Here is a 24,716-nt window from a genome sequence, read left to right as displayed (position 1 = left end):
TTTTTGATTTGCCCTAATTTGGCGGCTCCAACCAGACGGACGGTGCCTGCCCCAACACTCGCCGAAACATCGTCGAGAACGCCGCTGGGCTCTCATAACCGAAGTCCAGCGCGATCCGCGTCACGGCTTCGCCCGCTGCCAGCCGTGCCAGCGCGAGTACCACGCAGGCGCGCTGGCGCCACTGGCTGAAATTCAGCCCGGTCTGTTGGCGGAAGAGTCGATTGAAGGTGCGCAAGCTTACGTGCAACTGATCCGCCCACTCTTGCGGTGTTTGATGCGCATTGGGTTGATGCAGAAAACTCTGACAGAGCGCGAGCAGTTTTCCGTCAGCCGGCAGTGGAATGTGCAAAGGCAGGGGCGCACTGCGCGCCAGTTCATGCAGGAGCAAATCGATCAACACACCATCGCGGCCCGCCTCGTCGTAAGCCAACGGCAACTCCACCGCCTCCAGCAACAAATGCCGCAGCAGTGGCGACACATTGATCACCTGGCAACGTTCGCCCAACTCCACCGCACCCGGTTCGATGTACACGCTGCGCGTGCTCACCCCGAGCATCAACACCTCATGCGCGACGCCCGGCGGAATCCACACCGCCCGCTGCGGCGGCACCACCCAGTTGCCGTCATGGGTGCTGACCTGCATCACCCCGGTCGCGCCGTAAAGCAATTGCGCCCGTCGATGCGTATGACGCGGTAGCAGATGACCGTAGGAATAATCCGTACCGATCGCTACCACTGCGCGCGGCGTGTCATCCAGTAGATTGATCGAAACATTGCGCATCGAGCGATTTCCAACGGTTGGCGTAAACGCAAACATTATTGGCTGACTTGCTGAAGCAGGCCAAGCCATGCCGCACTATCTTCGTGAGCCTCCCCGTTAAGGACGCCGCGAAATGTTGTACCTCTTGCTCACATGCTTCGGTTGCCTGACCGGCATCACCGCTGTGCTGTTCGGCTTCGGCGGCGGCTTCGTCGTCGTGCCGCTGCTCTATCGCCTGCTCACCGCCAGCCACGGCGCCGACGACCCGATCGGCCAATCGGCGATGCACATTGCTGTCGCCACCTCGACCTGCGTAATGATCGTCAACGCGCTGATCGCTACCGACAAACATCGCCGCGCCGGCAATCTCCTCCGGCAGTACCTGTGGCCGTTGGGTGGGTTTATTGCAGTGGGCTCAGTGGTCGGCGCGATAGCGGCGGTGTGGGTCAGTGGCGAGGTGATTCGCTACGCGTTCATAGCCTACCTCGGCGTGACCATTGTCGACTGCGTGCTCAGACGCGGGTTTCTCACCCAGGTCGAAGGCGTAATCCCTCGGCGACTGGGCGCCGTGGAAACGTCTGGCGGCGGTGTAGGCATTGGCGCCATCGCGACGTTTCTCGGCGTAGGAGGAAGCGTCATGACCGTGCCGCTGTTGCGCCGTTGTGGCTTGAGCATGTCGCAAGCGACGTCCATGGCCAATCCGCTGAGCGTGCCAGTGGCGTTGGCTGGAACGCTGACGTACATGGCGCTTGCCAGGTTCAGTCAGGCCGAGTTGGGCGCGTGGTTTGTCGGGTATGTGGATTTGCTGGCGTTTGCGCTGCTGACGGTGGGATCGATGCTGGGGATTCGACTGGCCACGCCGTGGATCGGTCGGATTCCGGATCGGGTGCATGCGCGTGTGTACATCGGGTTGTTGCTGATGGTGATGATCAGCATGTGCTTAAGCTGAAAGCGAAGGCGCTCGATTCCCCCGCGCAACGTCGACATAATCCACGGCTACTTTTCGCGGGCAGTTGCTCGTTTATTCAAGGATGAAGTGATGTTCCGAGGACTGATACGCCTTTTCGCTGCTCTCTTACTGACGGGGTTGTTTGTCTCGACGGCAACTCGGGCCGATAACGGCGCGCAGGTGTACACCGGCACCTTGGGCAAAGCGGCTATCGTCCTCGAAATAAATCCTCGCACTGGAGAAGGTCGTTACTTCTATAAGAAGTACCGCAAGGATCTGCCACTCGACGGTGCCCTGGACGGGGAAACACTGGTGCTGGAAGAAGGTTCGCGAATGGAAGACTCGCGCCCGACCCTTCGTCTGCAGCCAACAACCAATGGTTGGAGTGGCGAGTGGACAAGTACTGCCGGTAAAACCCTGAAGATCGAGTTAGAGCCAGCCGTCATCCCCGAAGTACCCGCCGATGCCTTGCCCTTTTTCACCACACTTCACGATAAGTACCCTTACGAATATCTGCGGCTGCAAGGCGTCACACTTAAAAAAGGCAAGACCGACACCTTCATGGGCTACACGCTGCAGTGGTGGACCGAGCCGAAGACAGACACTTCCCTGTTTGAAGTGGTGTCCGGTTACTCCCTCGAAGAACGTCGTCGTATCAACCAAAAATTGATGGCGCGTTTGTGGGGCGAAGTGTTGTCTTCTTATGGCTGTTCCGGAAGTTACGCGCAGTGGAGCCAGCCACTGTGGATGTCGTCCACCGTGATGAGTGTGCGGATTTCATCGGACTATTACTGCGGTGGCGCCTATCCGGATCAAAGCCACGACGCGCTCAACATCGATACCAAGACAGGCAAACTTCTGACCCTGGATGATGTTATGTGGGTGGGGCAGGGCAAACCATTGCACTACGAGGAATATGAAGAGTTCGCCGCAGAATCCCCCGGCTCTTCGACAGCGTGGTCGAACTACCGCACCACTGAACTGGCACCCTGGTTGGTCGCACAGTTGCTGAAACTCTACCCAACCGAAATGACCGTCACCGCCGAGGGTGAAAACGATTGCGGCTACGACGAGGATTATCCCTGGCATTATCCGGGTTGGCACTTCACGGGACAGGGCATCAAGATCGAGCCATCATTTGCGCATGTCGCAGCGGTCTGCGGATTCGTAGACTGGGGCGTTCTGCCGTACAACATCGTCAAACAACATCCGGGCGGTGTTGCACTGCAATTGCCGTGAGACGACTTCAACTTTCGAAGGCAGATTCTCGATTAGCGGGCACAACCCCGCCATAATCCGCACCGAATTTACCTGCGCTGACCCTCAACTGCCGGCGTGGCCTCCGCCTCTTTCAAGGAACGATCAATGGTCAAGGGACTGATGCGCCTGGCGCCGTGTGCCGCTGTGCTGTTCTCAATGCTGTCCACCGCGCACGCCGAAGATAACCGACTGGTGTTCACCGGCACGTTGGGCAAAATGCCGATCGTCTTCGAAGTCGATACCAGCGACCCGGAGCAAGTTACCGGTCGCTACTTCTATGAGAAATTTCACCGCGACCTAGAGCTTAACGGCACCTATAAAAATGACGTCTTGCTGCTCACAGAGGGCAGCGATCGTATGGAACCGGGCAAACCGTTACCGACGCTGAAACTGCAACAGATAGATGGCGGTTGGAAGGGCGAATGGCAAAATCCGAAAGGCAAAAAGCTGCCCGTACTGGTCACCGATACGCCACTTCCCGAAGTGCCAACGAATGCATTGCCGTACATCGTCAAGTTGCCCAAGACCGAGCCTTACGAATATCTGCGGCTTCAGGGCCTGAAACTCAAAACCGGTAAAAAGCAGGACTTCATGGGCTACACCCTGCAATGGTGGGAAGAGCCTGACACCAAGATGACCATGTTCAGCATCGAATCAGGGATGCCAAAAGAAGATCTGCAACGTGTTAACCAGCAGTTGCTCGGCCGCTTGTGGGACGAGGCTATCAGTTACTACGGTTGCCAGTTGCGCGGCCGCGGTTATGCCGAATTCCTCCAGGACGTCACCCCGACGTTTATCTCGCCCAGTGTCATCAGCCTGAACATTTCCACCAGCTACGACTGCGGCGGCGCACACCCGGACTTCGGCGATTCGCCGCTGAACATCGATGTGAAAACCGGCCATCCGTTGTCGCTCGAAGACGTGCTTTGGGTGGGCGAGGGCCAACCAATCCTTCACGCCGACCGATACAGAGGCGGTGACCAGCCGTTGACCGAGGCCGAAGATGCAGCACGCTCCAAGTACCAACGTGAAGTATTTATGCCGTGGCTGATCAAACAACTCACCGCGCTGTACCCGGATGAAATGAAGAAACCGGCAGAGGGCGACGAGGACAGTTGTGACTTCACCAATGAAGACAACTGGAGCTATTCCAATTGGCACTTCACAGAAAAAGGTTTGTACTTGGGCGCATATTTCGCCCGCGTAGAGCGAGCCTGCGATTCGCCCGACTGGTCGATCCTGCCGTACTCACTCGTCAAACAACACCCCGGCGCCGTCAAACTGCAACTGCCCCAGGGCTAACCGTCACTCCAGACCCGGCGCTTCACGAATAATGAAGTGATCCAGGTTCTCGATATTGGCATTGAAGACCTCGAAAGGCTTTTCGGGGTTCTTCTTGCCAGGCACCTGCTTCAACTCCGGCGTCACCCCATAGAAGAAACAGAACAACGCCTTGTCGCTATCCACCGCGTGCTTGATCTCTTCCAGAAACGCCTTGCGCTTGCGGTAGTTGTCGATCAGCTTCTTGTTCAGATAAACGCTGACCGGATACGGCTTCTTCTTGCTGTCTTCCGGCTTCTTGAACCAGACCTTGTCCTCGAAATCGATACGAAAACTGGCACTGTGGAAGTCCTCGATCTTCTTGATCCGCCCCCAGTAAATCAGCCCCTTGTTGTCCGTCAGATACTCGATCTTCTTGAAGAACGAACTGTACGGCGCCGAATGCTCACCGACCTTCAACGGCATCCGCTTGAGCAACTCCTTGTCGGCGAAGTTGGACACAAAACACTCCACCGGATGCGCAAACACACTGGTCTTGTCCGGCGCCGACTCACGACTCGCCGACTCCTTACCACTGTCCGCCGCCACCCGCACCGGATCATCGCGCAACACATCCGCCGCCCCCGCTGGCGCGACAGGCTTGCGCACATACTCACGCCGGGTCAGTAGCAACTCCGATGGGAAGTGTTCCTCTTTCCCGTCATCAACCTCGCCATCCGCCGTCTCAACGCCAGACGCTGAAGCCTTCAAACTCACATAGGCACAACCCGCCACATGCTGCGTAGTCGGCAGATTCTTGAAGTGCGGCGTGCGAACGTAATTCACGTTCTTGGCGTTGAACGTGCCCAACTCATTGGATGCCTCGAACGCCGAACGACAGGCATCGTTGGGGCACTGGAAGTGTTCCTTCGCAGAGTCGAAGGCCACCGTCTCATCGAAATTGAGATCGCGAACATCATAGATCGACAACTTGTCGTCGAGGCTGAGGCAGTAGGCGAGATCGAATTTCATGGCGGGGCTCGGATCCTTGAGTGGGGGAGGGGTATTAATAGCGGGAGGTGGCGCGGGTTACCAGTAACGGATCTCGCCACCCAGCATCAACATAACAGCCATAAAACCGAGATTGCCAAACAAGAAGGGCAGAATCGTAATGACGATTTGAATCACAACCGCAATTTTAAAGCCGACGGCCAGGCCATAACGCTTCCAGTAAAAGACATGCAGCACCATCGTCAAAGCGTTGGCCACCCAGACGGCACCGATGGCCATGATTTCGTTTTTTTGGGCGATGCGCAGGGTCATCATGAGCAGGCCGAAAAATACGATGAGGAATGAGACGACTAAGAGTCGTGATGGACCTGATTTGATGGAGTTGGCTGGTGGCATGTGATGTTCGTCCATGTGTGTGCTCGAGAGCGCTCTCGAGCACCGTAAGCGTTGTTCAGCACACAAAATTGTGGCGAGGGAGCTTGCTCCCGTTGGGCAGCGAAGCTGCCCCAAATCCAGCAAATGAGGTTAGCCAGACAAACTGCAATTATTCCTTTTCGAGTCTTCCAACGTTGTCATAAAGCCAAGCAGTGAATTCCGCTCTGTCGTCCGAATGGTGGCAACGTTGGTGACAGTTGGGGCACAACGCTACGGTGTTGGTTTTAAAGTCCGTCCCGTTGTCCGCCAAATGCTTTACGTGGTGAACCTCAAGGTAAGGTTCTCCATTCATTTCAAACGGACCTGGTTCTCCACATCCCTCACAGACACCCTTGGCGTTGAACAGAATCCAATCTTTGACTTTGGATATGCGGGCGTAGGTTTTGGTTGTCCTGACGATTTGCTGAGGTATCTGCACACCCTCTGGCTCACTCACGAAATCACGTTGTCGTTGTACATTTCGAAGTGATGATTCTTCTTGCGTGGAAGGTGTACCGGAATCCAGTGTAATGAGGCCTTTCGATCCTAGGATTTTGATCAGGCGCGCAGTGATCCCTGAACCGAGATTCACCTTTGGTTTGTAGCTAGAGATCGTTTTCAGCCCAAGATCTTCGAACAGAGCGGTAATGTTCTGCAGTCGATAGTCAATCGACTTGGTGTTTCGCCCGGCGAGCACGCCGTTCAGCAGACGCCTGTGCTCCAAGGACTTATTAAATTTTTGATCATTTGGGTAGCGAGCCTGAATATCGAGATAGCCATCAACCGAAGCTTCAAGCTCCTCATCCGTCCAGCCACTGTTTTCCTTTTCCGTATCCATAAAATCGCCGAGGGTTGAAAACCCTCGGACGATACTGAGTGGCCATTACTGCTGTCTACGAAAATTCCTACAAAAAATAGCGACGGATCTCGCATATGATCCTACAAGCGCATCGCTTACCCCATCGAATGCTTCGACGACTGAAACGCGTGAGCGAGCCTCCGCCACCAAGGCTTCGCCGCCATCGCTTTTCGTGGTGTCTGATCGCTCAACAGATAAGGCATATCCCTTAGCCGAATCCAGCCCTCATCCTGCCAATGCAGCAAACTCAAAGACATCTCCGGCCAATCCAACAAACTCAACATTGGCCGATTTGAGTCTCCCGAATCCTCCGCATCGCGCAAGGTCGGTACTACCTCATTGGTTAGCCACTCACGCAACACCCGATTCCCCGGTACATAGTGATACACCAACAGCGCATACACACCGGACTCACTCAGCATCAAATGCTGTTCTGGTTCCCCAAAATGCTTAATCCACATGACGCGGCGCTGATCGCTATCTAGCTTGTTGACTACCCGATCATTCAGATGGAAACCCATCAAACGGCCGACATCGCGGGCGGAGAACCATGTCTGGTTTTCGAGTAGAAGGGCATGCAGAGAAAGATTGTGGCGAGAGAAGACGGTTACCGAGCATGGATCAGACATATATATGACCTCTACGTTATAGATTTTGGGAGGGCCTGACCCCAACGTAGAGCGGATTTAAGAAATCCCAACGAGCAGAGCAGTTGCCACCGACGAATTACACGTCTGTGTCACTGACCAAGCTTTCTACGTTGGGCGTTTCTTAGGCACCTGCGATGGAGCTTAGTAGTGCTCGTAGCGGGCTTCAATGGGAAGCGACTGTAAGTGCTGTAGGAGATGGAACGCTGTGACGTAGGCGTAAAAAGGATTACCAATCGCCCATAAAAAAGCCCCGATCAGATCGGGGCTTTTTGCTTTCTCGACTCGCCGACTCAGACAGCAATCGTCAAATCGTGCCGAGCGAGACTATTAGTCCGAACTCAAGGCCTGTCCGCCTGATACTCAATGGCTCAAGTCTTAGAGAGAATTTATGTTTTCTAAGTCCCTAGCTTCACTGTTAAAAGTAGTTTCAAACCAAACTAAAAAGACGGTAAGCTATTGAGCTTCAGGTAGCCTTTAAATATTGCAGAACTCATACCAAAAACGCCGCGAGGAGTGGTGCCGCGAGTTTATTCAAGCAAACATCAGCATAAGCGCTAGATATCGAGATTAGTTGAGGCGCGCGGAACAGTCCGTAGTGAAATACCGCGAGCGTTATTTCCATTTTGAGGAGAAGAGCGAAGCCATCGATGGGTTTTGAAGGGGGACGAGGCTAGAAGTAGACTTTTTTCTTCGGGGCATGCCATTTGGTGATTATTTCGGAAGGGATTTGGAGTTACAGAGTTTAGAGTCAGTTGGTGAGTTGTAATTCGGATCTATGAGGGGCGGGAAATCCATGCATGAATGAGTTGGAGTATTCATGCATGGATAAATGCAACGGAAGCGATACGTTGGATTGAATGGCCTGCTAAACCAAAGAGCCTTGGTAATTCAGGACTATGTCACTAAAATGTTTTCCTATATTCTCACTTTCGATGAGAACACCTATCTCGTGAAGAGAGTTTTCATGGATTTCGGTTGTGGAAAGCCAGTTTAAGCTAGAAATAACTAAGTTGTCAGAATCCCAGCTTATTATTTTTGCATGAAGTCCTGGTTTGTTTACAGGAGTTAAGCTTAATCCGATGTTGGAAAGGTCCATTCCCATCTGGAGGCCTTCTTTTTGGAAAATCCACCGCTAGTCATTCCATATAGAAGGTTTATACATATATTTGGATTTTTTTGTAGCGCGGCAGTAATAGGGGTTATGATTGTTGGTTTTGAAGCGGCGCTAAGTTTGTTGCTTGTGATAAGCAAGTCGGTTTTTAGACTGTCGCGAATCTTCAATATAAGCGCGGCATGTTGGGAGCCTGTTATGAAAGATAGTTTTGCATTTTGTTGCCTGTGTTTGGGAGGTTCTTTATCACTAAGGTTTGCTGAGATTCTTAGGAGTTCATTGATGTTGGCATCCCAGTGTAGATTTCTTATTAGCTTCATGAAAATGCTAACGGCATATTTGTTTGCGGTTGCATCTTTAATAAGTGCCGTTGCTTCAAAGCTTCTGAATGGAGAGGATAGCCAGTTGCAAGAACCAATTGCTGAGACAAAACTACCGTCGTGACCAGAGTCTGAAATTATTATTTTTGCGTGTGATCCTGTCGATCTAGATGATATGTATACTGACTCACTTATATCTTCCAGTTCTAATGATTTCCTGATTTCATCCAGTGCCATTAACGTCGAGCAATCAGATGACTCTTCCTGTCCCCAGTAAATGAAGGTTTTTACCCCCTGGCAGATGCATTTTTAATTTCAGGCAGTAGTATTTTTACGCATTCGTATCTAATAAACGTCGAATGTATAAAAATGATCGATGAGGATTTTTTGAATACAGAAGTAAGATAGTCTCGATGACTTTCAGCTCCCGACAAAAGATCTGAATTGGAAAAGCTGATGTTGTATGATTTTGGCGAGTTAGCTGGTGGGGGGCATAGGAACTATCGGCGATTAGAGGCGTATCGGAGCTTTCAGTCCGTGATGCAAAGCTTGTTGCGGCGTTAATAATGCAGGTTTCAAGTTCTTTCGGCATTGAGGAAGGTTGATTTTCAATTTTTCCATTGATTACTGTAAATACAGCGTAGCCACTAAAGGGTCTGCTTATTATGCTATCTATGCCTATAAGCTTTTCATCGTCTTGAAGAAACATTGAGGCTAATTCTTCTTGATCGTATAAAGGAGTGTCTTCTGGTTTTTTTAATCGAATGATGCCAGCATTGTTTTTCATTCGGCCATGATCATAAAACTGGATTTCGTGATTTTTAAAAGTTGTTCCTGAAATTTCATCAATGACGAAATTAATATTTTTATTTAATCTTCTTACTGAACTAGGAAGGTCGGCGCGGTCAGCGGCCGCACTACCGACTACCGTCGCGGAAAATTTTATGTTTGGATGTGACTTTGTAATCTCAATCCAACCAGCTCTCATCAATCGGGCTAAGCATTCTATGATAACGCTTTTTGGAATGTGGGCATCATTTTCAAATTCAGCTACGGTATATTCTCGATGAGATAATGCTTCAAGCATTAAGTGTTCTATTTCACTCCATTGACGTCCTTTGTCAAAATGGATTCGTGATCGGTTTTTGATTGCTGGAATTGCGATTTTTATAGCTTTCATTTGCTCCAGCCTCGAATTGTTTTGTAATTTATTATTGCGGATGTTTTATTGTCGGATGCGCGTATGAGATTTACGAGTTTCTTTATAGGTTCGATTTTTTCTTTGTCATCCTCATTTCTTGCTTGAGAGAAATTAGACTCAAGAAAGTCGAGACTGCCTATGATGATTAATTTACTTCGCGCTCTACTTAGTAATACATTTGTTCTTCTTGCATCCGTCAGAAAGCCAAGTGAAGATTTTATGTTTGGTGCGTTATTGTTTCGAACTAGGGAGATTATCACGGTGTCAGCTTCATTTCCCTGGAAAGAGTCAACCGTGTGGCAAGGCGCAGAGTCGGCCTGGATTGAAAATGTATCTTCAAGATGTGACATTAATTCAACTTTTGATTCAAGATGTTCTTTAATTTTTTTTACTTGCCGGCGATAAGGTGAAAGGATTGCTAAAGAAGATTTAGTGTCTTGAGTTCTTTGAAGGTTGTTGATTATTATTTCAATTGCATCAATCTCGTCTTTGTTTGTATATCTAGGCATTTCCTCCCCTGTTTGCATGCCTAAAGTGTTTTGAATCCATGGCATATCAATCCAAATAATTGCTGGCTGGAAAAAAACCGGAAGGGGGTTCAGTACTACACTAGAGTTGTTTTTGTTGCAATATTCGATTCTTTCTTCGGAGGTTTCTAATTCACCATCATAAAAGCATTTGGATACGATGTTTGCAATGTCTGGGTGCATTCGATGTTGAATGTTAAGTGGAGATGCGATGACTTTAGATTTGGGGTGTAACTGTTGGAAGTCCAATTCGTCTTCGATCAGTTGTTCGAATAAAAAAGTTTACTAATGCTTTTTCTGCAGGTTTCCGCGAAGTTGTCTTCTGTCGTGTTTTCGCCTGGTGTTATATCTAGCTCTTCAGTTGTTTCGGGTATGTTGAATAAGTCGTTTGCAGTGTTGTCTAAAAGCTCTGAACTTATCACTGAACGTGAAAGGAATAGAGCTTCTCTTAGTGAGTCGCTACTTAGTAGTGCTTCTTTGACTTTGTCAGAGTTGAATGGCGGTAGTTGCTTATGGTCTCCTATCATTAAGCGCCGGTAGGAAAGTAAAAGAGGAGAAATTAGCTCGCCACCTGTTGCCTTGCCTGCTTCTTCAACAATTGTCCAATCGAATTGACCCCGCTCCTCAATTACACGCTCGAGTTCTGGAGAGTTTGTTGTGGCGAATATGAAGTTCGCCGATCTCAACAAAAGCCCTTCAAAGGTTCTTGTGGAGGAAGTACTTTTAGATAGTATATTAGGCTTTCCAGGGCTTGGGGTGTAGTGCGAGTGCAGTGTGTTGATTTTCTCTTGGATGTGTAATGATGCAGTTCTGAATATATTACTAGATCTTATATTGTTGATGATTTTTGCCGATTGCTTTCTCAGGTCAGGCGTGCCTTCGTCGCTATCGTTTTTTCCACAACGGATTGTCAGAGGCTTAGCCTCTGTGCTGTTAAAAATTTCTGTGACTTGTTCGAAGAGATGATCTGTAGCGCTGTTGCTCTGTGCTGTTAAAAGATAACGATCAGTTGGTTCCTCGGTGTAACGTCGTCTAACTAGTTCTTTGATTAGCTTTGTTTTCCCTACTCCTGGCGGGCCTTGTACTAGAAAAAGTGGGATTGTTGATATTAATTTTTTTAATGTCTCTTGTTTCGATTTGTCTAAGTGTTCGTAATGTGGATCTTCAGTGATGTCATCGTGACTGTTTTTTATTTTTGCTCTGGGATTTATAAGCATTTCCAGCAGTTCATTATGCTCTGCAAGTGCTTTGAGCGCTTTTGCTCGTCGCAGAAATTGCGCGTAAGTTCCCTTTTGGTCTGAGGGGACCAGATAATAATCTCCTTCTTTAGATATTTCGGAGTCTCCAGTTAGTGTAAATACATTGTTTTTAAGCTCTCCTGTGTAGTGCCATTGTGTATCGCTTTGACGATTTTTTCCTAAGTAGAACGAATCGGTTATTCTCCAGTTTGAGTTGGTTTTCCTTTCCTCACTATTTAACTCGTTCGCAAGTCTTGCAATTGCAAGGTCTTTTATGCCTAAAAGCTTTAGTATCGACTCTTGTCTGTCGTCGATCCTAGAGGTTATCGTAATTAAATTTGTACCATTGTCGGTCTGTTTTTGATCGGATATTTCTATTGGGTGAAAGTCTACTAAGGAGAATAAATATTCAATTATTTGAATTAACCAAAATTCCTGAATGTGGTTTGTTTTTTCAGTTTTTTTATTTCTTGATGGCGTTTTTTTTATCAGTGCTCGCCATGTATGAATTCTTGATCTTGGTTTTGAATACTCTTTGTGCGCTCTTGTTAAGCTTAGAAAGTCTAAGTTGTTTGAACCTAGAGGTATAGTGAGGGTGTTCTCCCTGATTATGGGGCGCTGTGAATCTATCTTTTCACAGTAGGCTATAGACCAATTTGATTTTGACTTATCTGACGGGGATGTATAATCCTTTAGGAAGTATGTTAGTTGCTCACCAATTATAAAGATATTGTTGTTTTCGTTGATTATTAGCTTTGGTGAGGTTAAATCATTTTTTAGAAACAATAGTTGCTCGTCGGTTGACTCTATTTCAATTATGCCGCCAGATATTTTGTTAATTTGGTTTGATAGTTTTCCATTTTCGCCAATGGAAAATGCTAATTTAAGTCTTTGGTTACCACTGTTCTGGCGAGCTAGTAATTTTCCTTCGATTTCGCCGATGCTTTTATCGATATCCTCATGGCTTATTTTTGGTGAGGGTTTTATTTGTAATAATTCTCTAATTAAGAGGACTTCCTCAGTAATTAGAGTGCTAGATACTTCCGAGTGGGGGTGTTGCGGCTAGTAAGTTTTTTAATATCTATATTGAGCGCTTTTGCTGCGATGTTACCTAATCCTTTCCAGTCATCGATGAAAGAGTAAGAGGCTCCAGATTCATTCGTTTGTGAAAGTTTTGAGCTAAGTCGCATTGACCATTCGAAGCCGGTTAATTCAAAATCGTCTTGGTCTAAATGTCCTTCAGTTAGTATTGCCCAGTCGTCAACTTTCCTGTGAAGCATCCCTTGGGAGTGAAGTATGTTAATTCCAAGAGCAGCTCGTTTTATGTTTGACCAGAAGGTAACTCGTTCCTGCTCATTTGGAGTGGTTTTGCTTGTTTCATTAAAATGAGTTGCTAGAAAGGATTTTTGGCCTGGACTGATAACTATATAAAATCCATTTTCATCTTCGTATGTTTCTTTTGGCTCTGATATATAATCTGATGCCCCAGGAAATCCTGCTAGGCGATGAAGCTGTCTAAGTTCATTCCTCCATATCTCTCTAAGGTCGGAGTCGTCTGATGATTTATCCCGCTCCCATATTTTTATAATTACATAGTTTCCATCGTTGTCTGTTCCATCCTTTATTTTTGGTATTCCTTTTTGTTTATTAGCCTTCTGAATAGTTCCGCTATTTAAGTTGTAATTTTTTAGGAATGATTTTTTTTTGCTAACTTTAATAATTCGGCCACTTGTAGACTCCCTGTAAAAAAAGCGCCCTCTGGCTGGGTAGGTGTCCCTAATATCCATAAGGGATGCTTGTTATAGCATGGCTTTGCGCCATCATCAATCAGGTAGATTTAGAGGAGAAGGAGTTTTTTAAGGCGGCGGAGAGTTGTGTGAAGACTACTTTTTGAATATTTGATCTTGGTGAAAATCATAAATTTTTTGCAAAAAAACCCTGAGCAAACTCAGGGTTTTAATTTCAGTCTGTCGAGAAATCAATCCCAGCTAAGTGCACCACCAGTCTGATACTCAATCACTCTCGTCTCAAAGAAATTCTTCTCTTTCTTCAAGTCCATAATCTCGCTCATCCAAGGGAACGGGTTAGTCGTCCCTGGATACTCTTCCTTCAAACCAATCTGGCTCAAACGACGGTTAGCGATGAACTTCAGGTAATCCTCCATCATCGCCGCGTTCATGCCCAAAACGCCGCGAGGCATGGTGTCACGTGCGTATTCGATCTCCAACTGCGTGCCCTGCAGAATCATCTGGGTCGCTTCTTCCTTCATCTCAGCATCCCACAGGTGTGGGTTTTCGATTTTGATCTGGTTGATCACGTCGATGCCGAAGTTCAGGTGCATGGATTCGTCGCGCAGGATGTATTGGAACTGCTCGGCGACGCCGGTCATTTTGTTGCGACGGCCCATGGAGAGGATCTGGGTGAAGCCGCAGTAGAAGAAGATGCCTTCCAGAACGCAGTAGTAGGCGATCAGGTTGCGCAGCAGTTCTTTGTCGGTGTCCGGGGTGCCGGTTTCGAACTTCGGATCGGAGATCGAGCGGGTGTATTTCAGGCCCCAGGCGGCTTTTTTCGCGACCGATGGGATCTCGTGGTACATGTTGAAGATTTCGCCTTCATCCATGGCCAGCGATTCAATGCAGTACTGGTAGGCGTGGGTGTGGATCGCCTCTTCGAACGCCTGGCGCAGGATGTACTGGCGGCATTCCGGGTTGGTGATCAGGCGGTACACGGCCAGGACCAGGTTGTTGGCAACCAAGGAGTCGGCGGTGGAGAAGAAGCCGAGGTTGCGCATGACGATGCGGCGTTCGTCGTCGGTCAGGCCTTCCGGGTCTTTCCAGAGGGCGATGTCGGCGGTCATGTTGACTTCTTGCGGCATCCAGTGGTTTGCGCAACCGTCCAGATACTTCTGCCAGGCCCAGTCGTACTTGAATGGCACGAGTTGGTTGAGGTCGGCGCGGCAGTTGATCATGCGCTTTTCGTCAACGGCGACACGGGCGGAGGCGCCTTCGAGTTCGGCGAGGCCTTCGGCGACGTCGAGGGAGTTCAGTGCAGCCTTGGCGCGGGCGACAGCGGCCGAGTCGTCGGCGGTCACGGCGCGGGCTTCCAGCGCAGCGGCGCCGCCGGCGTTGTCGAGGCGGTCCATGTTGGCTTCAGTAGCGTGGCCGGCGTTGGCGCCTTTCACTGTTGCTACTTCACTGTCTTCTTTGTCGAATTCGTCCCAGCTCAGCATGACGTGTCGTCTCCTGCGTGAGGGCCTGTCGCCCGTGTGAAACCTGATTGGTTGGTTTTTCACACGGTCGTACAGACCGCGTTGGATCTAAAGGAATCGTTCTTTGCAGCAGCTAAACGCAGGCATCAAACAGAATTTTGTACGGGTTTCCGAGAGCCTCTGACGGGCGCAGTTCGCGTTGAACGCGTCTGCGGGGCTTCAGAATGGCTTTTGATCCCTGTAAGGGAATATTGCTGACCCGATTAGGGCGGCATTATAGGGAAAAAAATGCGCTCGTGGGGGAGGGCGAAAGCGCGCAGGGCGGTCGAGCGGGAGGGGGATTTGAGTCGGAGCGAGGGTTTACAGGGCTTTCGCCGATGTTGGTCTCTGAGAATTTTTTTTGATTAATTTTTTCGCCGGGCTTTGGTTGCTCAAGATTTGAGCAAAAAACCGCGTTTTTCACTATATCTTGTGTTTTGCAACCCTTTTGCACGACTCCAGACACAACTGAGCCCGACCGAAGCCGGGCTGGAATCGACCCTCAATGAAGCGCTGAGAGGTCCAATTCGGTGCAGTCTCAAATCATCAATTGGTGCAGCCGTTACCCATGACGCTGTAGCGCAGGATGTGACGCTGGCCTGTGGAGTCGTCGTATTCCATTTTCATTGGAACAACTTCGCAGACATTTGGAACTTCGCTCATCGATACAACGTTGGCGATGTCCAGGTGGGTGGAGTAAGTGTATTCCTCGATCACCGGTTGTTGCTGTGCGACATCAGTCGGGACCTCGTCTGCCATGGCGGTTGCGCACAGACTGCTGAGGGCCAGAACCAATAAAGCTTTCATTTCAGATTTACCTTTTTGAGGTCGAGTGGGGTCACGCAACCTTTTTAGGGTTGCGTGTGGAACTTCATCGTTTGCAGTTATTACTTGAGAGCTGGATTAACGGCCTTCGTGGGGGCTGTAACGTTGTTAATCGCGTTTGCCTTGTCGGCGAGGTGAATTCTAGGGAGGTGGGGCGGGGGTAAACAGAGCGGGTTTTGATAAACACCTTTGGCAGATTTGGTAACAATCCCCGAAATCACCCCAATCCCAATGTAGGAGCTGCCGGAGGCTGCGATCTTTTGATCTGGATGTTTAGAAGCAAGATCAAAAGATCGCAGCCTTCGGCAGCTCCTACACGGGGACTATGGTGGGGGAGGGGCTTGTTACTACCATCGTCGAATGGTTCTATGGGGCCGGCCCGGCTACAACGGGGTCATACAAAAACAACTATTACACCGAGGTAGGAAAGATGAGTGCGGCTTCTCTGTATCCCGTTCGTCCCGAGGTTCTGGCTAACACGCTGACTGACGAGGCGACCTACAAAGCCATGTACCAACAGTCGGTCGTCAACCCTGACGGCTTCTGGCGCGAGCAAGCTCAGCGTCTCGACTGGATCAAGCCTTTCACCACGGTGAAACAGACGTCGTTCGACGATCACCATGTCGATATCAAATGGTTTGCCGACGGCACCCTGAACGTTTCCTACAACTGCCTCGACCGCCATCTGGCCGAGCGCGGCGATCAAGTCGCAATCATCTGGGAAGGTGACGATCCTTCCGAAAGCCGCAACATCACTTACCGCGAACTGCACGAGCAAGTGTGCAAACTGGCCAACGCCCTGCGTGGTCAGGACGTGCACCGTGGCGACGTGGTAACCATTTATATGCCGATGATTCCCGAAGCCGTGGTCGCCATGCTGGCCTGCACCCGGATCGGCGCGATTCACTCGGTGGTGTTCGGCGGTTTCTCGCCGGAAGCCCTGGCCGGTCGCATCATCGACTGCAAATCGAAAGTGGTGATCACTGCTGACGAAGGCATCCGTGCCGGCAAGAAGATTTCCCTCAAGGCCAACGTCGACGACGCGCTGACCAACCCGGAAACCAGCAGCATCCAGAAAGTCATCGTCTGCAAGCGCACCGGTGGCGACATCAAGTGGAACCAGCATCGCGACATCTGGTACGAAGACCTGATGAAAGTGGCGGGCACCGTCTGCGCGCCGAAAGAGATGGGCGCGGAAGAAGCGCTGTTCATCCTTTATACCTCCGGCTCGACCGGTAAGCCTAAGGGCGTGCAGCACACCACTGGCGGCTACTTGCTGTACGCGGCGATGACCCACGAGCGCGTGTTCGACTACCGTCCGGGCGAAGTCTACTGGTGCACCGCCGACGTCGGCTGGGTCACCGGCCACAGTTATATCGTCTACGGCCCGCTGGCCAATGGCGCGACCACGCTGCTGTTCGAAGGCGTGCCGAACTATCCGGACATCACCCGGGTGGCGAAGATCGTCGACAAGCACAAGGTCAACATCCTCTACACCGCACCGACCGCGATCCGCGCGATGATGGCCTCGGGTCAGGCGGCTGTTGAAGGCGCCGATGGCAGCAGCTTGCGTCTGCTCGGTTCAGTGGGTGAGCCGATCAACCCGGAAGCGTGGGATTGGTACTACAAGAATGTCGGCAAGTCGCGTTGCCCGATCGTTGATACCTGGTGGCAGACCGAGACTGGCGGCAACATGATGAGCCCGCTGCCGGGTGCTCACGCGCTGAAGCCGGGTTCGGCGGCACGTCCGTTCTTCGGTGTGGTGCCGGCGCTGGTCGACAACCTCGGTAACATCATCGAGGGCGAGGCTGAGGGCAATCTGGTGATTCTCGATTCGTGGCCGGGTCAGGCGCGTACCTTGTATGGCGATCACGATCGTTTCGTGGATACCTACTTCAAGACCTTCCGTGGCATGTACTTCACCGGTGACGGTGCGCGTCGTGATGCTGATGGTTATTACTGGATCACCGGGCGTGTCGATGACGTGCTCAATGTGTCCGGCCATCGTATGGGCACGGCCGAGATCGAAAGCGCGATGGTTGCTCACCCGAAAGTCGCTGAGGCGGCGGTGGTTGGGGTGCCGCATGACATCAAGGGGCAGGGCATATATGTCTATGTCACGTTGAAGAATGGCGAGGAGCCGACCGAGCAGTTGCGTCTGGAGTTGAAGAACTGGGTGCGCAAGGAGATCGGGCCGATTGCTTCGCCGGATGTGATCCAGTGGGCGCCGGGGCTGCCGAAAACCCGTTCGGGCAAGATCATGCGCCGCATTCTGCGCAAGATTGCTACGGCGGAATATGACGGGTTGGGGGATATCTCGACGCTGGCGGATCCGGGTGTGGTGCAGCATTTGATTGATACGCACAAGACCATGAATGTTGCTTAAGTAGCAGGTTGAAGTGCTGGAAAGCCCCGTTCGGTGTAGGCCGGACGGGGCTTTTTTGTGTCTGTTGGTTTTGTAGTGGCTGGATGGGCCTCATCGCGAGCAGGCTCACTCCTACAGGGATCGCATTCCACCTGAAGAAATGCGATCCCTGTGGGAGCTGGCTTGCCAGCGATAGCAATCTGTAAGGCGCCGATGTAGCCGACTGTCAGAAACCGAAACCACCCAACCAATAATTATCGATCTGCGTCGTAAGACATTTCCCGCTGTTACCCCGTGCTTTCCATGTAACCGAATGTGTAACCGCTCGCGCCAAACCGGGGCGAAGGGAAACGCATCGCCCCGTTTTAGAGCCTTCAAAACCCCGCTGAAAAATAAGACACAACGCTGCGCTTGCCGGATTAGAAGGGTTTGCGAATAATAGGCCCGCAATTTGCAGCATAGATCGGTTCACTGTCTTTCGCTCTTGCATGAAATTGCAAGACTGTCAATGCGCCAAAGTCGCTTTCTCTGTGCATCTGTAATTAGTTGTCGCATTGAAGAAATATCGGCTTCGGGCCTGTCGTTAGAATGCCGATCACTCGCTCATCGTCGCTGACGTTGAAACCTCTACCGGGTTCAACGGGAAATGTCCCACCGATGCAGCAACCGATTTCCCGATTCACCCATTCGCATATTGGGCTGTCGCTCACTCTGCCGTTTTTGCCCTTTACCGATGGAGTCCCAAGATGAAGAAACTTGTGCTGCTTGGCGCCCTGGCACTGTCCGTGCTGTCGCTGAATGCCTTCGCTGACGAAAAACCTCTGAAGATCGGTATCGAAGCGGCTTACCCTCCGTTCGCCTCGAAAGCGCCGGACGGCAGCATCGTTGGTTTCGACTACGACATCGGCAACGCTCTGTGCGAGCAGATGCAGGTCAAGTGTGTGTGGGTCGAGCAAGAGTTCGACGGTCTGATCCCGGCACTGAAAGTGCGCAAGATCGACGCGATCCTCTCGTCCATGTCGATCACTGAAGACCGCAAGAAGTCTGTCGACTTCACCAACAAGTACTACAACACCCCGGCGCGTCTGGTCATGAAGGCCGGCACTCAGGTCAGCGAAAACCTGGCTGAGCTGAAGGGCAAAAACATCGGCGTACAACGTGGTTCGATCCACGAGCGTTTCGCCCGCGAAGTTCTGGCTCCACTGGGCGCCGAGATCAAGCCATACGGCTCGCAGAACGAAATCTACCTCGACGTCGCCGCCGGTCGCCTCGACGGCACCGTGGCCGACGCCACCTTGTTGCAAGATGGCTTCCTGAACACCGATTCCGGCAAAGGCTTCGCCTTCGTGGGTCCACAGTTCACCGACGTCAAATACTTCGGCGACGGCGTAGGTATCGCTGTGCGTAAGGGCGACGCCCTGAAAGACAAGATCAACGCAGCCATCGCGGCCATCCGCGAAAACGGCAAATACAAAGCAATCCAGGACAAGTACTTCGCCTTCGATATCTACGGCAAGTAAGACGTCTCTGCGACAAGTCCGAAATGGCGCAAGCAACAGGATCTCTGCGGTTTGCGCCATTTTTTCATCCCAACTTTCGAGGACCTGAATCATGTTGAAAGGCTACGGGGCTGTCATCCTCGATGGCGCATGGCTGACGCTTCAGCTCGCCTTGTCGTCCATGGCTCTGGCCATCGTTCTCGGGCTGATCGGTGTTGCACTGCGCCTGTCGCCGGTGCGTTGGCTGGCGTGGCTGGGCGATCTGTATTCCACGGTAATCCGCGGGATTCCCGATCTGGTTCTGATCCTGCTGATCTTCTACGGCGGCCAGGACTTGCTCAACCGCGTTGCACCGCTGCTCGGCTTCAATGATTACATCGACCTGAATCCGCTGGCCGCCGGTATCGGCACCCTCGGTTTCATCTTCGGGGCGTACCTGTCGGAAACCTTCCGTGGCGCGTTCATGGCGATCCCTAAAGGTCAGGCTGAAGCGGGCATGGCGTACGGCATGAGCAGCTTTCAGGTGTTCTTCCGGGTGATGGTGCCGCAGATGATTCGCCTGGCGATTCCGGGCTTCACCAACAATTGGCTGGTACTGACCAAGGCCACCGCGCTGATTTCCGTGGTCGGTCTGCAAGACATGATGTTCAAGGCCAAGCAGGCGGCAGATGCCACCCGCGAGCCTTTTACCTTCTTCCTCGCAGTGGCGGCGATGTACCTGGTGATCACCAGCGTTTCGTTGCTGATCCTGCGTCAACTTGAGAAGCGCTACTCGGTAGGCGTAAGGGCGGCTGATCTATGATCTTCGACTACAACGTCATTTGGGAGGCGATGCCGCTGTACCTCGGCGGCCTGCTGACCACCCTCAAACTGCTCGCGCTGTCGCTGTTTTTCGGTCTGCTGGGGGCGCTGCCGCTGGGGCTGATGCGCGTCTCGAAGAACCCGGTCGTCAACGGTGCGGCGTGGCTTTACACCTACGTGATTCGCGGCACGCCGATGCTGGTGCAATTGTTCCTGATCTACTACGGTCTGGCCCAGTTCGAAGCGGTACGCGAAAGCTTCCTCTGGCCGTGGCTGTCCAGCGCAACGTTCTGTGCGTGCCTGGCCTTTGCGGTCAACACCAGCGCCTACACCGCTGAAATCATCGCCGGCAGCCTTAAGGCAACGCCCAATGGTGAGATCGAAGCGGCCAAGGCCATGGGCATGTCGCGCTTCAAACTGTACAAGCGCATCCTGCTGCCATCGGCGCTGCGCCGGGCGCTGCCGCAGTACAGCAACGAAGTGATCATGATGCTGCAGACCACCAGTCTGGCGTCCATCGTGACCTTGATCGATATCACCGGCGCGGCGCGTACCGTCAACGCGCAGTTCTATCTGCCGTTCGAGGCGTATATCACCGCTGGCGTGTTCTACCTGTGCCTGACCTTCATTCTGGTCAAGCTGTTCAAGCTGGCCGAGCGTCGCTGGTTGAGCTACCTCGCGCCGCGGAAGCACTGATATGGAACGCATCGACCACGTATTGCCGTGGAGCCATCTGGGCAGCGAGCGCAAGATATCTGTATTGCGTTTTGGTCACGGCGAGCGCAAAGCCTATATTCAGGCCAGTCTGCACGCTGACGAATTGCCGGGCATGCGCACCGCTTGGGAGCTGAAAAAGCGCCTCGGCGAACTCGAAGCCAAAGGTCAACTCAACGGTGTCGTCGAGCTGGTGCCGGTGGCCAATCCGTTGGGTCTTGGGCAATTGCTGCAAGGCAACTTCCAGGGCCGTTTCGAGGCGGGCAGCGGCAAGAATTTCAACCGTGATTTCGTCGAGCTGAGCGCGCCGGTTGCGGCAACGCTGGCTGATCGCCTGGGTGATGATCCGCACGCCAATGTGCGTTTGATTCGTCAGGCAATGGCGGATCACTTGGCCGCGTTGCCGCCTGCGAGCAGCCAGTTGCAAGGCATGCAGCGCGTATTGCTCAGCCATGCCTGCACCGCCGATGTGGTGCTGGATCTGCATTGCGATGCCGAAGCCGCGCTGCACATGTATGCATTGCCGCAGCATTGGCCGCAGTGGCGTTCGCTGGCCGCGCATCTGAATGTGAAGGTGGGTTTGCTCGCGGAAGATTCCGGCGGCAGCTCGTTCGATGAAGCCTGTTCGCTGCCGTGGCTGCGTCTGTCGCGTCAATTCCCGGACGCGCAGATTCCGCTGGCGTGCCTGGCGACGACGATTGAGCTGGGCGGTCAGGCTGACACCGGCCGCGTAGAAGCCGAGGCTTATGCTGAAGGCATTCTCGCGTTCCTTGCCGAGCAGGGACTGATCACTGGCGAGTGGCCGAACCCGGCGCACGAAGCCTGCGAAGGCATGCCGTTCGAAGGTACCGAATTGCTGTTCGCGCCGCACCCAGGCGTGGTGAGTTTTCTGCGTAAACCCGGCGAGTGGGTCGAGGCCGGTGACGAGATTTTCGAAGTGATCGATCCTTTATCCGATCGGGTCAGCACGGTGTGTGCTGGTACGTCCGGGGTGCTGTTTGCCATTGAACGGCTGCGCTATGCCCAACCCGGTTTCTGGCTGGCCAAGGTGGCGGGGCGCGAAGCGCTGCGTCACGGGCGCTTGCTCAACGACTGACTGACTGTTTTTGTGAGAACCGACCGCATGTACAAACTTGAAGTCCAAGACCTGCATAAACGCTATGGCAGTCACGAAGTGCTCAAGGGTGTTTCCCTGAAAGCGGCAGCTGGCGATGTGATCAGCATCATCGGCTCCAGTGGCTCCGGCAAAAGTACTTTCCTGCGCTGCATCAACCTGCTTGAGCAGCCGCACGCGGGCAAGATTCTGCTCAACAACGAAGAGCTGAAACTGGTCGCGAACAAGGACGGCGCGCTGAAAGCCGCCGATCCGAAGCAGCTGCAACGCATGCGTTCGCGCCTGTCGATGGTGTTCCAGCATTTCAACCTGTGGTCGCACATGACCGCGCTGGAAAACATCATGGAAGCGCCGGTGCACGTGCTGGGTGTGTCCAAGGCTGAAGCCCGCGAGAAAGCCGAGCATTACCTGAACAAGGTTGGCGTGGCGCATCGCAAAGACGCTTTCCCTGGGCATATGTCCGGTGGCGAGCAGCAGCGTGTAGCGATCGCCCGTGCGCTGGCGATGGAACCGGAAGTGATGCTGTTCGACGAACCCACCTCGGCGCTCGACCCGGAGCTGGTGGGCGACGTGTTGAAGGTCATGCAAGCGCTGGCTCAGGAAGGTCGCACCATGGTCGTGGTGACCCACGAAATGGGCTTTGCCCGTGAAGTGTCGAACCAGTTGGTGTTCCTGCACAAAGGTGTTGTTGAAGAGAGCGGCAACCCGCGCGAAGTGCTGGTGAATCCGCAATCTGAGCGTCTGCAGCAGTTCCTGTCGGGCAGCCTCAAGTAATCAGAACTGCCGATATGCACCGGAATAGTGCATGATTCGCAGCCTGAAGGCCGACCCACGATCTCTGTGGGAGCGAGCCTGCTCGCGAATGCGGTGTGACAGCCGACATAGGTGTCGACTGATCCACCGCTTTCGCGAGCAGGCTCGCTCCCACATTTAGATCCCTGCCTGGATCTCGGTTGGTTTCATGATTTGTGTTCATTTCCGGGCTAGCATTGGCCCTTGCCTTCATCACCGTTCTTCGTTTCGGATTGCCCGCCCATGACTGCCCATCGAATTGGTTTCCTGATTTGGCCCAGCACTAAAGCGTTGACGCTGGCGCTGGCGGAGGAGGCCTTGCGTGTTGCTCAGCGTGTGCACCCGGACGTGGTTTACGAACTGTCGTTTCTGCAAGCCGAAGCACCGGGCGAGGGCGCCTGGCAACTGCCGGGTGAGCCGTGGGCCGGCAAGCTGGAAAACTTCCAGAAACTGTTCCTGCTCGCCGATGAGCCACCCACCGCATTGGCCTCGCCACTGAGCAGCGCACTCAAGCAATTGGTGCGTGCCGGTTGCGTGATCGGCGGTTTGTCTGCCGGTGTCTACCCGTTGGCGCAACTCGGTTTGCTCGATGGCTATCGCGCGGCCGTGCACTGGCGTTGGCAGGACGATTTTGCCGAACGCTTCCCGAAAGTCATCGCCACCAGCCATCTGTTCGACTGGGACCGTGATCGCCTGACCGCGTGTGGCGGCATGTCCGTTCTCGATCTGTTGCTGGCGGTACTCGCCCGCGATCACGGTGCGGAACTGGCCGGCGCGGTGTCGGAAGAACTGGTGGTCGAACGCATCCGCGAAGGTGGTGAGCGTCAGCGCATCCCGTTGCAGAACCGTCTCGGCTCCAGCCATCCGAAGCTCACCCAGGCGGTGTTGCTGATGGAAGCCAACATCGAAGAACCGCTGACCACCGACGAAATCGCCCAGCACGTCTGCGTGTCGCGTCGCCAGTTGGAGCGGATCTTCAAGCAATACCTCAATCGTGTGCCGAGCCAGTACTACCTGGAGTTGCGCCTGAACAAGGCCCGGCAGATGTTGATGCAAACCAGCAAGTCGATCATCCAGATCGGCTTGTCTTGCGGCTTCTCCTCGGGGCCGCATTTCTCCAGCGCCTATCGCAACTTCTTCGGTGCCACGCCGCGGGAAGATCGCAACCAGCGGCGCAGCAGCAGTCCATTCGAGTTGTCTTCAGTACCGCCTGAGCGCGGTTGAGGCGCGTCGGGCTGGCCGTTGTGGTTAATCCAGTGAGGGCAGCGATTCCGACGCTTCATCAGATGCTATGGACGATGAGGAATCGAAGTCGTCGTCCAGCTCGGCAATTTGCTGGCGCCACAGTCGCGGTGCATCCAGCCTGGCTTCCCGCACTTGGGCATAGTCGGCAAGCCGTTGGCGCGCCAGTTCCGATAACGGATTACCACTGAAGTTGAAGTCGGCGCTCAGCCGATGGTCGCCGCGTAAAAGCTCGAGCGGCAACTCGCTGATCGCGTTGTCGGAAAGATCGACGTGGCTAAGGCTGATCCTTTCGAACAGCGCCGGCCACGTCTCGGTGAGTCCGGTATTGCTCAAGTCCAGATGACTCAGTTGCTTCATGCGATCAATGTCTGGCGCCCGTCCCAAGGGGTTGTTGCGCAAGTTCAGGTTTTGCAGATCTTCGAGGGCACCCAGCGCGGTCGCGGCTTCTTCCGTCAGGCTGATGTTGCATTCGGGCAGATTCAGCCGCGTGAGTTTTTCCAGGCCGAACACTTCGACGGGGATGCTGTTCAGTTGAATGCCGCCCATTTTCAGGC

At 52.7% G+C, this 24,716-nt stretch carries 23 protein-coding genes; 10 read left to right on the top strand and 13 right to left on the bottom strand.

Translation table 11 applies throughout. From position 1 onward, the window contains the following. Positions 1 to 13 precede the first annotated feature (13 nt). Positions 14 to 781, bottom strand: coding sequence for an AraC family transcriptional regulator (locus JFT91_RS11680; RefSeq protein WP_201228171.1), 768 nt, complete (start codon positions 779 to 781; stop codon positions 14 to 16). A gap of 112 nt (positions 782 to 893) precedes the next feature. Here JFT91_RS11680 and JFT91_RS11675 point away from each other — a divergent pair, with 112 nt between their 5' ends. The 3 genes from JFT91_RS11675 to JFT91_RS11665 all read left to right on the top strand — a co-directional run bounded on the left by JFT91_RS11675 (position 894) and on the right by JFT91_RS11665 (position 4,271). Then, positions 894 to 1,709, top strand: a complete 816-nt coding sequence (locus tag JFT91_RS11675) for a sulfite exporter TauE/SafE family protein (RefSeq protein WP_201232454.1) — start codon at positions 894 to 896, stop codon at positions 1,707 to 1,709. A 90-nt stretch (positions 1,710 to 1,799) separates the two neighbouring features. Next, the gene (locus tag JFT91_RS11670; RefSeq protein WP_201232453.1) at positions 1,800 to 2,948 is read left to right on the top strand and encodes a hypothetical protein; all 1,149 of its coding nucleotides are present in this window, start codon (positions 1,800 to 1,802) and stop codon (positions 2,946 to 2,948) included. Between the two features lie 126 nt (positions 2,949 to 3,074). Then, positions 3,075 to 4,271 (top strand): hypothetical protein, encoded by a 1,197-nt coding sequence (locus JFT91_RS11665; RefSeq protein ID WP_201232452.1) that lies wholly within the window; start codon positions 3,075 to 3,077, stop codon positions 4,269 to 4,271. A 3-nt stretch (positions 4,272 to 4,274) separates the two neighbouring features. Here the strand turns inward: JFT91_RS11665 and JFT91_RS11660 are convergent, their stop codons facing one another. From JFT91_RS11660 to JFT91_RS11610, 11 genes are all read right to left on the bottom strand, one after another. Next, positions 4,275 to 5,261, bottom strand: coding sequence for a hypothetical protein (locus JFT91_RS11660; protein ID WP_201232451.1), 987 nt, complete (start codon positions 5,259 to 5,261; stop codon positions 4,275 to 4,277). Positions 5,262 to 5,318: 57 nt separating this feature from the next. Next, entirely contained in the window at positions 5,319 to 5,651 is a 333-nt protein-coding gene (locus JFT91_RS11655) for a hypothetical protein (protein ID WP_242489259.1), read from the bottom strand. Between the two features lie 133 nt (positions 5,652 to 5,784). Beyond that, complete coding sequence (locus tag JFT91_RS11650; RefSeq protein WP_201232450.1) at positions 5,785 to 6,492, bottom strand: HNH endonuclease; 708 nt, start codon at positions 6,490 to 6,492, stop codon at positions 5,785 to 5,787. 116 nt (positions 6,493 to 6,608) lie between these two features. Next, positions 6,609 to 7,142: a BRO-N domain-containing protein gene (locus tag JFT91_RS11645; RefSeq protein ID WP_201232449.1), complete on the bottom strand. Its 534-nt coding sequence runs from the start codon at positions 7,140 to 7,142 to the stop codon at positions 6,609 to 6,611. A gap of 1,092 nt (positions 7,143 to 8,234) precedes the next feature. Beyond that, on the bottom strand, positions 8,235 to 8,831 hold the full coding sequence (locus JFT91_RS11640) for a phospholipase D-like domain-containing protein (protein WP_201232448.1): 597 nt from the start codon (positions 8,829 to 8,831) through the stop codon (positions 8,235 to 8,237). Between the two features lie 94 nt (positions 8,832 to 8,925). After that, positions 8,926 to 9,774: a hypothetical protein gene (locus JFT91_RS11635; RefSeq protein ID WP_201232447.1), complete on the bottom strand. Its 849-nt coding sequence runs from the start codon at positions 9,772 to 9,774 to the stop codon at positions 8,926 to 8,928. Further along, a complete protein-coding gene (locus JFT91_RS11630; protein WP_201232446.1) occupies positions 9,771 to 10,571 on the bottom strand; it encodes an AAA domain-containing protein in 801 nt (266 codons plus the stop codon). The genes JFT91_RS11635 and JFT91_RS11630 overlap by 4 nt, the downstream gene beginning before the upstream one ends. Before the next feature lie 11 nt (positions 10,572 to 10,582). Further along, a complete protein-coding gene (locus JFT91_RS11625; protein WP_201232445.1) occupies positions 10,583 to 12,346 on the bottom strand; it encodes an AAA domain-containing protein in 1,764 nt (587 codons plus the stop codon). A gap of 239 nt (positions 12,347 to 12,585) precedes the next feature. Then, positions 12,586 to 13,347 carry a protein kinase family protein gene (locus tag JFT91_RS11620; protein ID WP_201232444.1) on the bottom strand — a complete coding sequence of 254 codons (762 nt, stop codon included), beginning with the start codon at positions 13,345 to 13,347 and terminating at the stop codon, positions 12,586 to 12,588. A gap of 191 nt (positions 13,348 to 13,538) precedes the next feature. Further along, positions 13,539 to 14,789, bottom strand: a complete 1,251-nt coding sequence (locus JFT91_RS11615; RefSeq protein ID WP_122662771.1) for a ribonucleotide-diphosphate reductase subunit beta — start codon at positions 14,787 to 14,789, stop codon at positions 13,539 to 13,541. 564 nt (positions 14,790 to 15,353) lie between these two features. Further along, entirely contained in the window at positions 15,354 to 15,614 is a 261-nt protein-coding gene (locus tag JFT91_RS11610) for a DUF2790 domain-containing protein (protein ID WP_096818120.1), read from the bottom strand. Positions 15,615 to 16,062: 448 nt separating this feature from the next. Here JFT91_RS11610 and acs point away from each other — a divergent pair, with 448 nt between their 5' ends. From acs to argR, 7 genes are all read left to right on the top strand, one after another. Beyond that, entirely contained in the window at positions 16,063 to 18,018 is a 1,956-nt protein-coding gene (acs, locus tag JFT91_RS11605; RefSeq protein WP_034153332.1) for an acetate--CoA ligase, read from the top strand. 725 nt (positions 18,019 to 18,743) lie between these two features. Next, positions 18,744 to 19,517, top strand: coding sequence for an L-arginine-binding protein AotJ (gene aotJ, locus JFT91_RS11600; protein WP_201149068.1), 774 nt, complete (start codon positions 18,744 to 18,746; stop codon positions 19,515 to 19,517). 91 nt (positions 19,518 to 19,608) lie between these two features. Next, on the top strand, positions 19,609 to 20,298 hold the full coding sequence (locus JFT91_RS11595; protein WP_201149067.1) for an ABC transporter permease: 690 nt from the start codon (positions 19,609 to 19,611) through the stop codon (positions 20,296 to 20,298). Beyond that, the gene (locus JFT91_RS11590) at positions 20,295 to 20,993 is read left to right on the top strand and encodes an ABC transporter permease (RefSeq protein WP_201228162.1); all 699 of its coding nucleotides are present in this window, start codon (positions 20,295 to 20,297) and stop codon (positions 20,991 to 20,993) included. Before JFT91_RS11595 ends, JFT91_RS11590 begins: the two co-directional genes overlap by 4 nt. A 1-nt stretch (position 20,994) precedes the next feature. Continuing rightward, the gene (locus tag JFT91_RS11585) at positions 20,995 to 22,107 is read left to right on the top strand and encodes a M14 family metallopeptidase (protein WP_201232443.1); all 1,113 of its coding nucleotides are present in this window, start codon (positions 20,995 to 20,997) and stop codon (positions 22,105 to 22,107) included. 27 nt (positions 22,108 to 22,134) lie between these two features. Continuing rightward, entirely contained in the window at positions 22,135 to 22,899 is a 765-nt protein-coding gene (locus JFT91_RS11580; RefSeq protein WP_003227281.1) for an ABC transporter ATP-binding protein, read from the top strand. Positions 22,900 to 23,160: 261 nt separating this feature from the next. After that, the gene (gene argR, locus JFT91_RS11575; protein WP_201228160.1) at positions 23,161 to 24,141 is read left to right on the top strand and encodes a transcriptional regulator ArgR; all 981 of its coding nucleotides are present in this window, start codon (positions 23,161 to 23,163) and stop codon (positions 24,139 to 24,141) included. A gap of 24 nt (positions 24,142 to 24,165) precedes the next feature. Here the strand turns inward: argR and JFT91_RS11570 are convergent, their stop codons facing one another. Continuing rightward, the gene (locus JFT91_RS11570) at positions 24,166 to 24,708 is read right to left on the bottom strand and encodes a leucine-rich repeat domain-containing protein (protein WP_201232442.1); all 543 of its coding nucleotides are present in this window, start codon (positions 24,706 to 24,708) and stop codon (positions 24,166 to 24,168) included. Positions 24,709 to 24,716: the final 8 nt, after the last annotated feature.

The organism is Pseudomonas sp. TH08, from assembly GCF_016651275.1.
Lineage (GTDB): Bacteria > Pseudomonadota > Gammaproteobacteria > Pseudomonadales > Pseudomonadaceae > Aquipseudomonas.
The sequence above is the reverse complement of the archived record's forward strand: the minus strand, read 5'-3'. Positions and strand labels throughout refer to the sequence as shown.

Coding starts and splice junctions, on each gene's coding strand:
- JFT91_RS11680 (WP_201228171.1), bottom strand. CDS start 781: ATGCGCAATGTTTCGATCAATCTACTGGATGACACGCCGCGCGCAGTG.
- JFT91_RS11610 (WP_096818120.1), bottom strand. CDS start 15,614: ATGAAAGCTTTATTGGTTCTGGCCCTCAGCAGTCTGTGCGCAACCGCC.
- aotJ (WP_201149068.1), top strand. CDS start 18,744: ATGAAGAAACTTGTGCTGCTTGGCGCCCTGGCACTGTCCGTGCTGTCG.
- JFT91_RS11665 (WP_201232452.1), top strand. CDS start 3,075: ATGGTCAAGGGACTGATGCGCCTGGCGCCGTGTGCCGCTGTGCTGTTC.
- JFT91_RS11595 (WP_201149067.1), top strand. CDS start 19,609: ATGTTGAAAGGCTACGGGGCTGTCATCCTCGATGGCGCATGGCTGACG.
- JFT91_RS11645 (WP_201232449.1), bottom strand. CDS start 7,142: ATGTCTGATCCATGCTCGGTAACCGTCTTCTCTCGCCACAATCTTTCT.
- JFT91_RS11655 (WP_242489259.1), bottom strand. CDS start 5,651: ATGGACGAACATCACATGCCACCAGCCAACTCCATCAAATCAGGTCCA.
- JFT91_RS11570 (WP_201232442.1), bottom strand. CDS start 24,708: ATGGGCGGCATTCAACTGAACAGCATCCCCGTCGAAGTGTTCGGCCTG.
- acs (WP_034153332.1), top strand. CDS start 16,063: ATGAGTGCGGCTTCTCTGTATCCCGTTCGTCCCGAGGTTCTGGCTAAC.
- JFT91_RS11660 (WP_201232451.1), bottom strand. CDS start 5,261: ATGAAATTCGATCTCGCCTACTGCCTCAGCCTCGACGACAAGTTGTCG.
- JFT91_RS11670 (WP_201232453.1), top strand. CDS start 1,800: ATGTTCCGAGGACTGATACGCCTTTTCGCTGCTCTCTTACTGACGGGG.
- JFT91_RS11635 (WP_201232447.1), bottom strand. CDS start 9,774: ATGAAAGCTATAAAAATCGCAATTCCAGCAATCAAAAACCGATCACGA.
- JFT91_RS11620 (WP_201232444.1), bottom strand. CDS start 13,347: ATGGATATTAGGGACACCTACCCAGCCAGAGGGCGCTTTTTTTACAGG.
- JFT91_RS11650 (WP_201232450.1), bottom strand. CDS start 6,492: ATGGATACGGAAAAGGAAAACAGTGGCTGGACGGATGAGGAGCTTGAA.
- JFT91_RS11580 (WP_003227281.1), top strand. CDS start 22,135: ATGTACAAACTTGAAGTCCAAGACCTGCATAAACGCTATGGCAGTCAC.
- argR (WP_201228160.1), top strand. CDS start 23,161: ATGACTGCCCATCGAATTGGTTTCCTGATTTGGCCCAGCACTAAAGCG.
- JFT91_RS11640 (WP_201232448.1), bottom strand. CDS start 8,831: ATGGCACTGGATGAAATCAGGAAATCATTAGAACTGGAAGATATAAGT.
- JFT91_RS11590 (WP_201228162.1), top strand. CDS start 20,295: ATGATCTTCGACTACAACGTCATTTGGGAGGCGATGCCGCTGTACCTC.
- JFT91_RS11585 (WP_201232443.1), top strand. CDS start 20,995: ATGGAACGCATCGACCACGTATTGCCGTGGAGCCATCTGGGCAGCGAG.
- JFT91_RS11615 (WP_122662771.1), bottom strand. CDS start 14,789: ATGCTGAGCTGGGACGAATTCGACAAAGAAGACAGTGAAGTAGCAACA.
- JFT91_RS11675 (WP_201232454.1), top strand. CDS start 894: ATGTTGTACCTCTTGCTCACATGCTTCGGTTGCCTGACCGGCATCACC.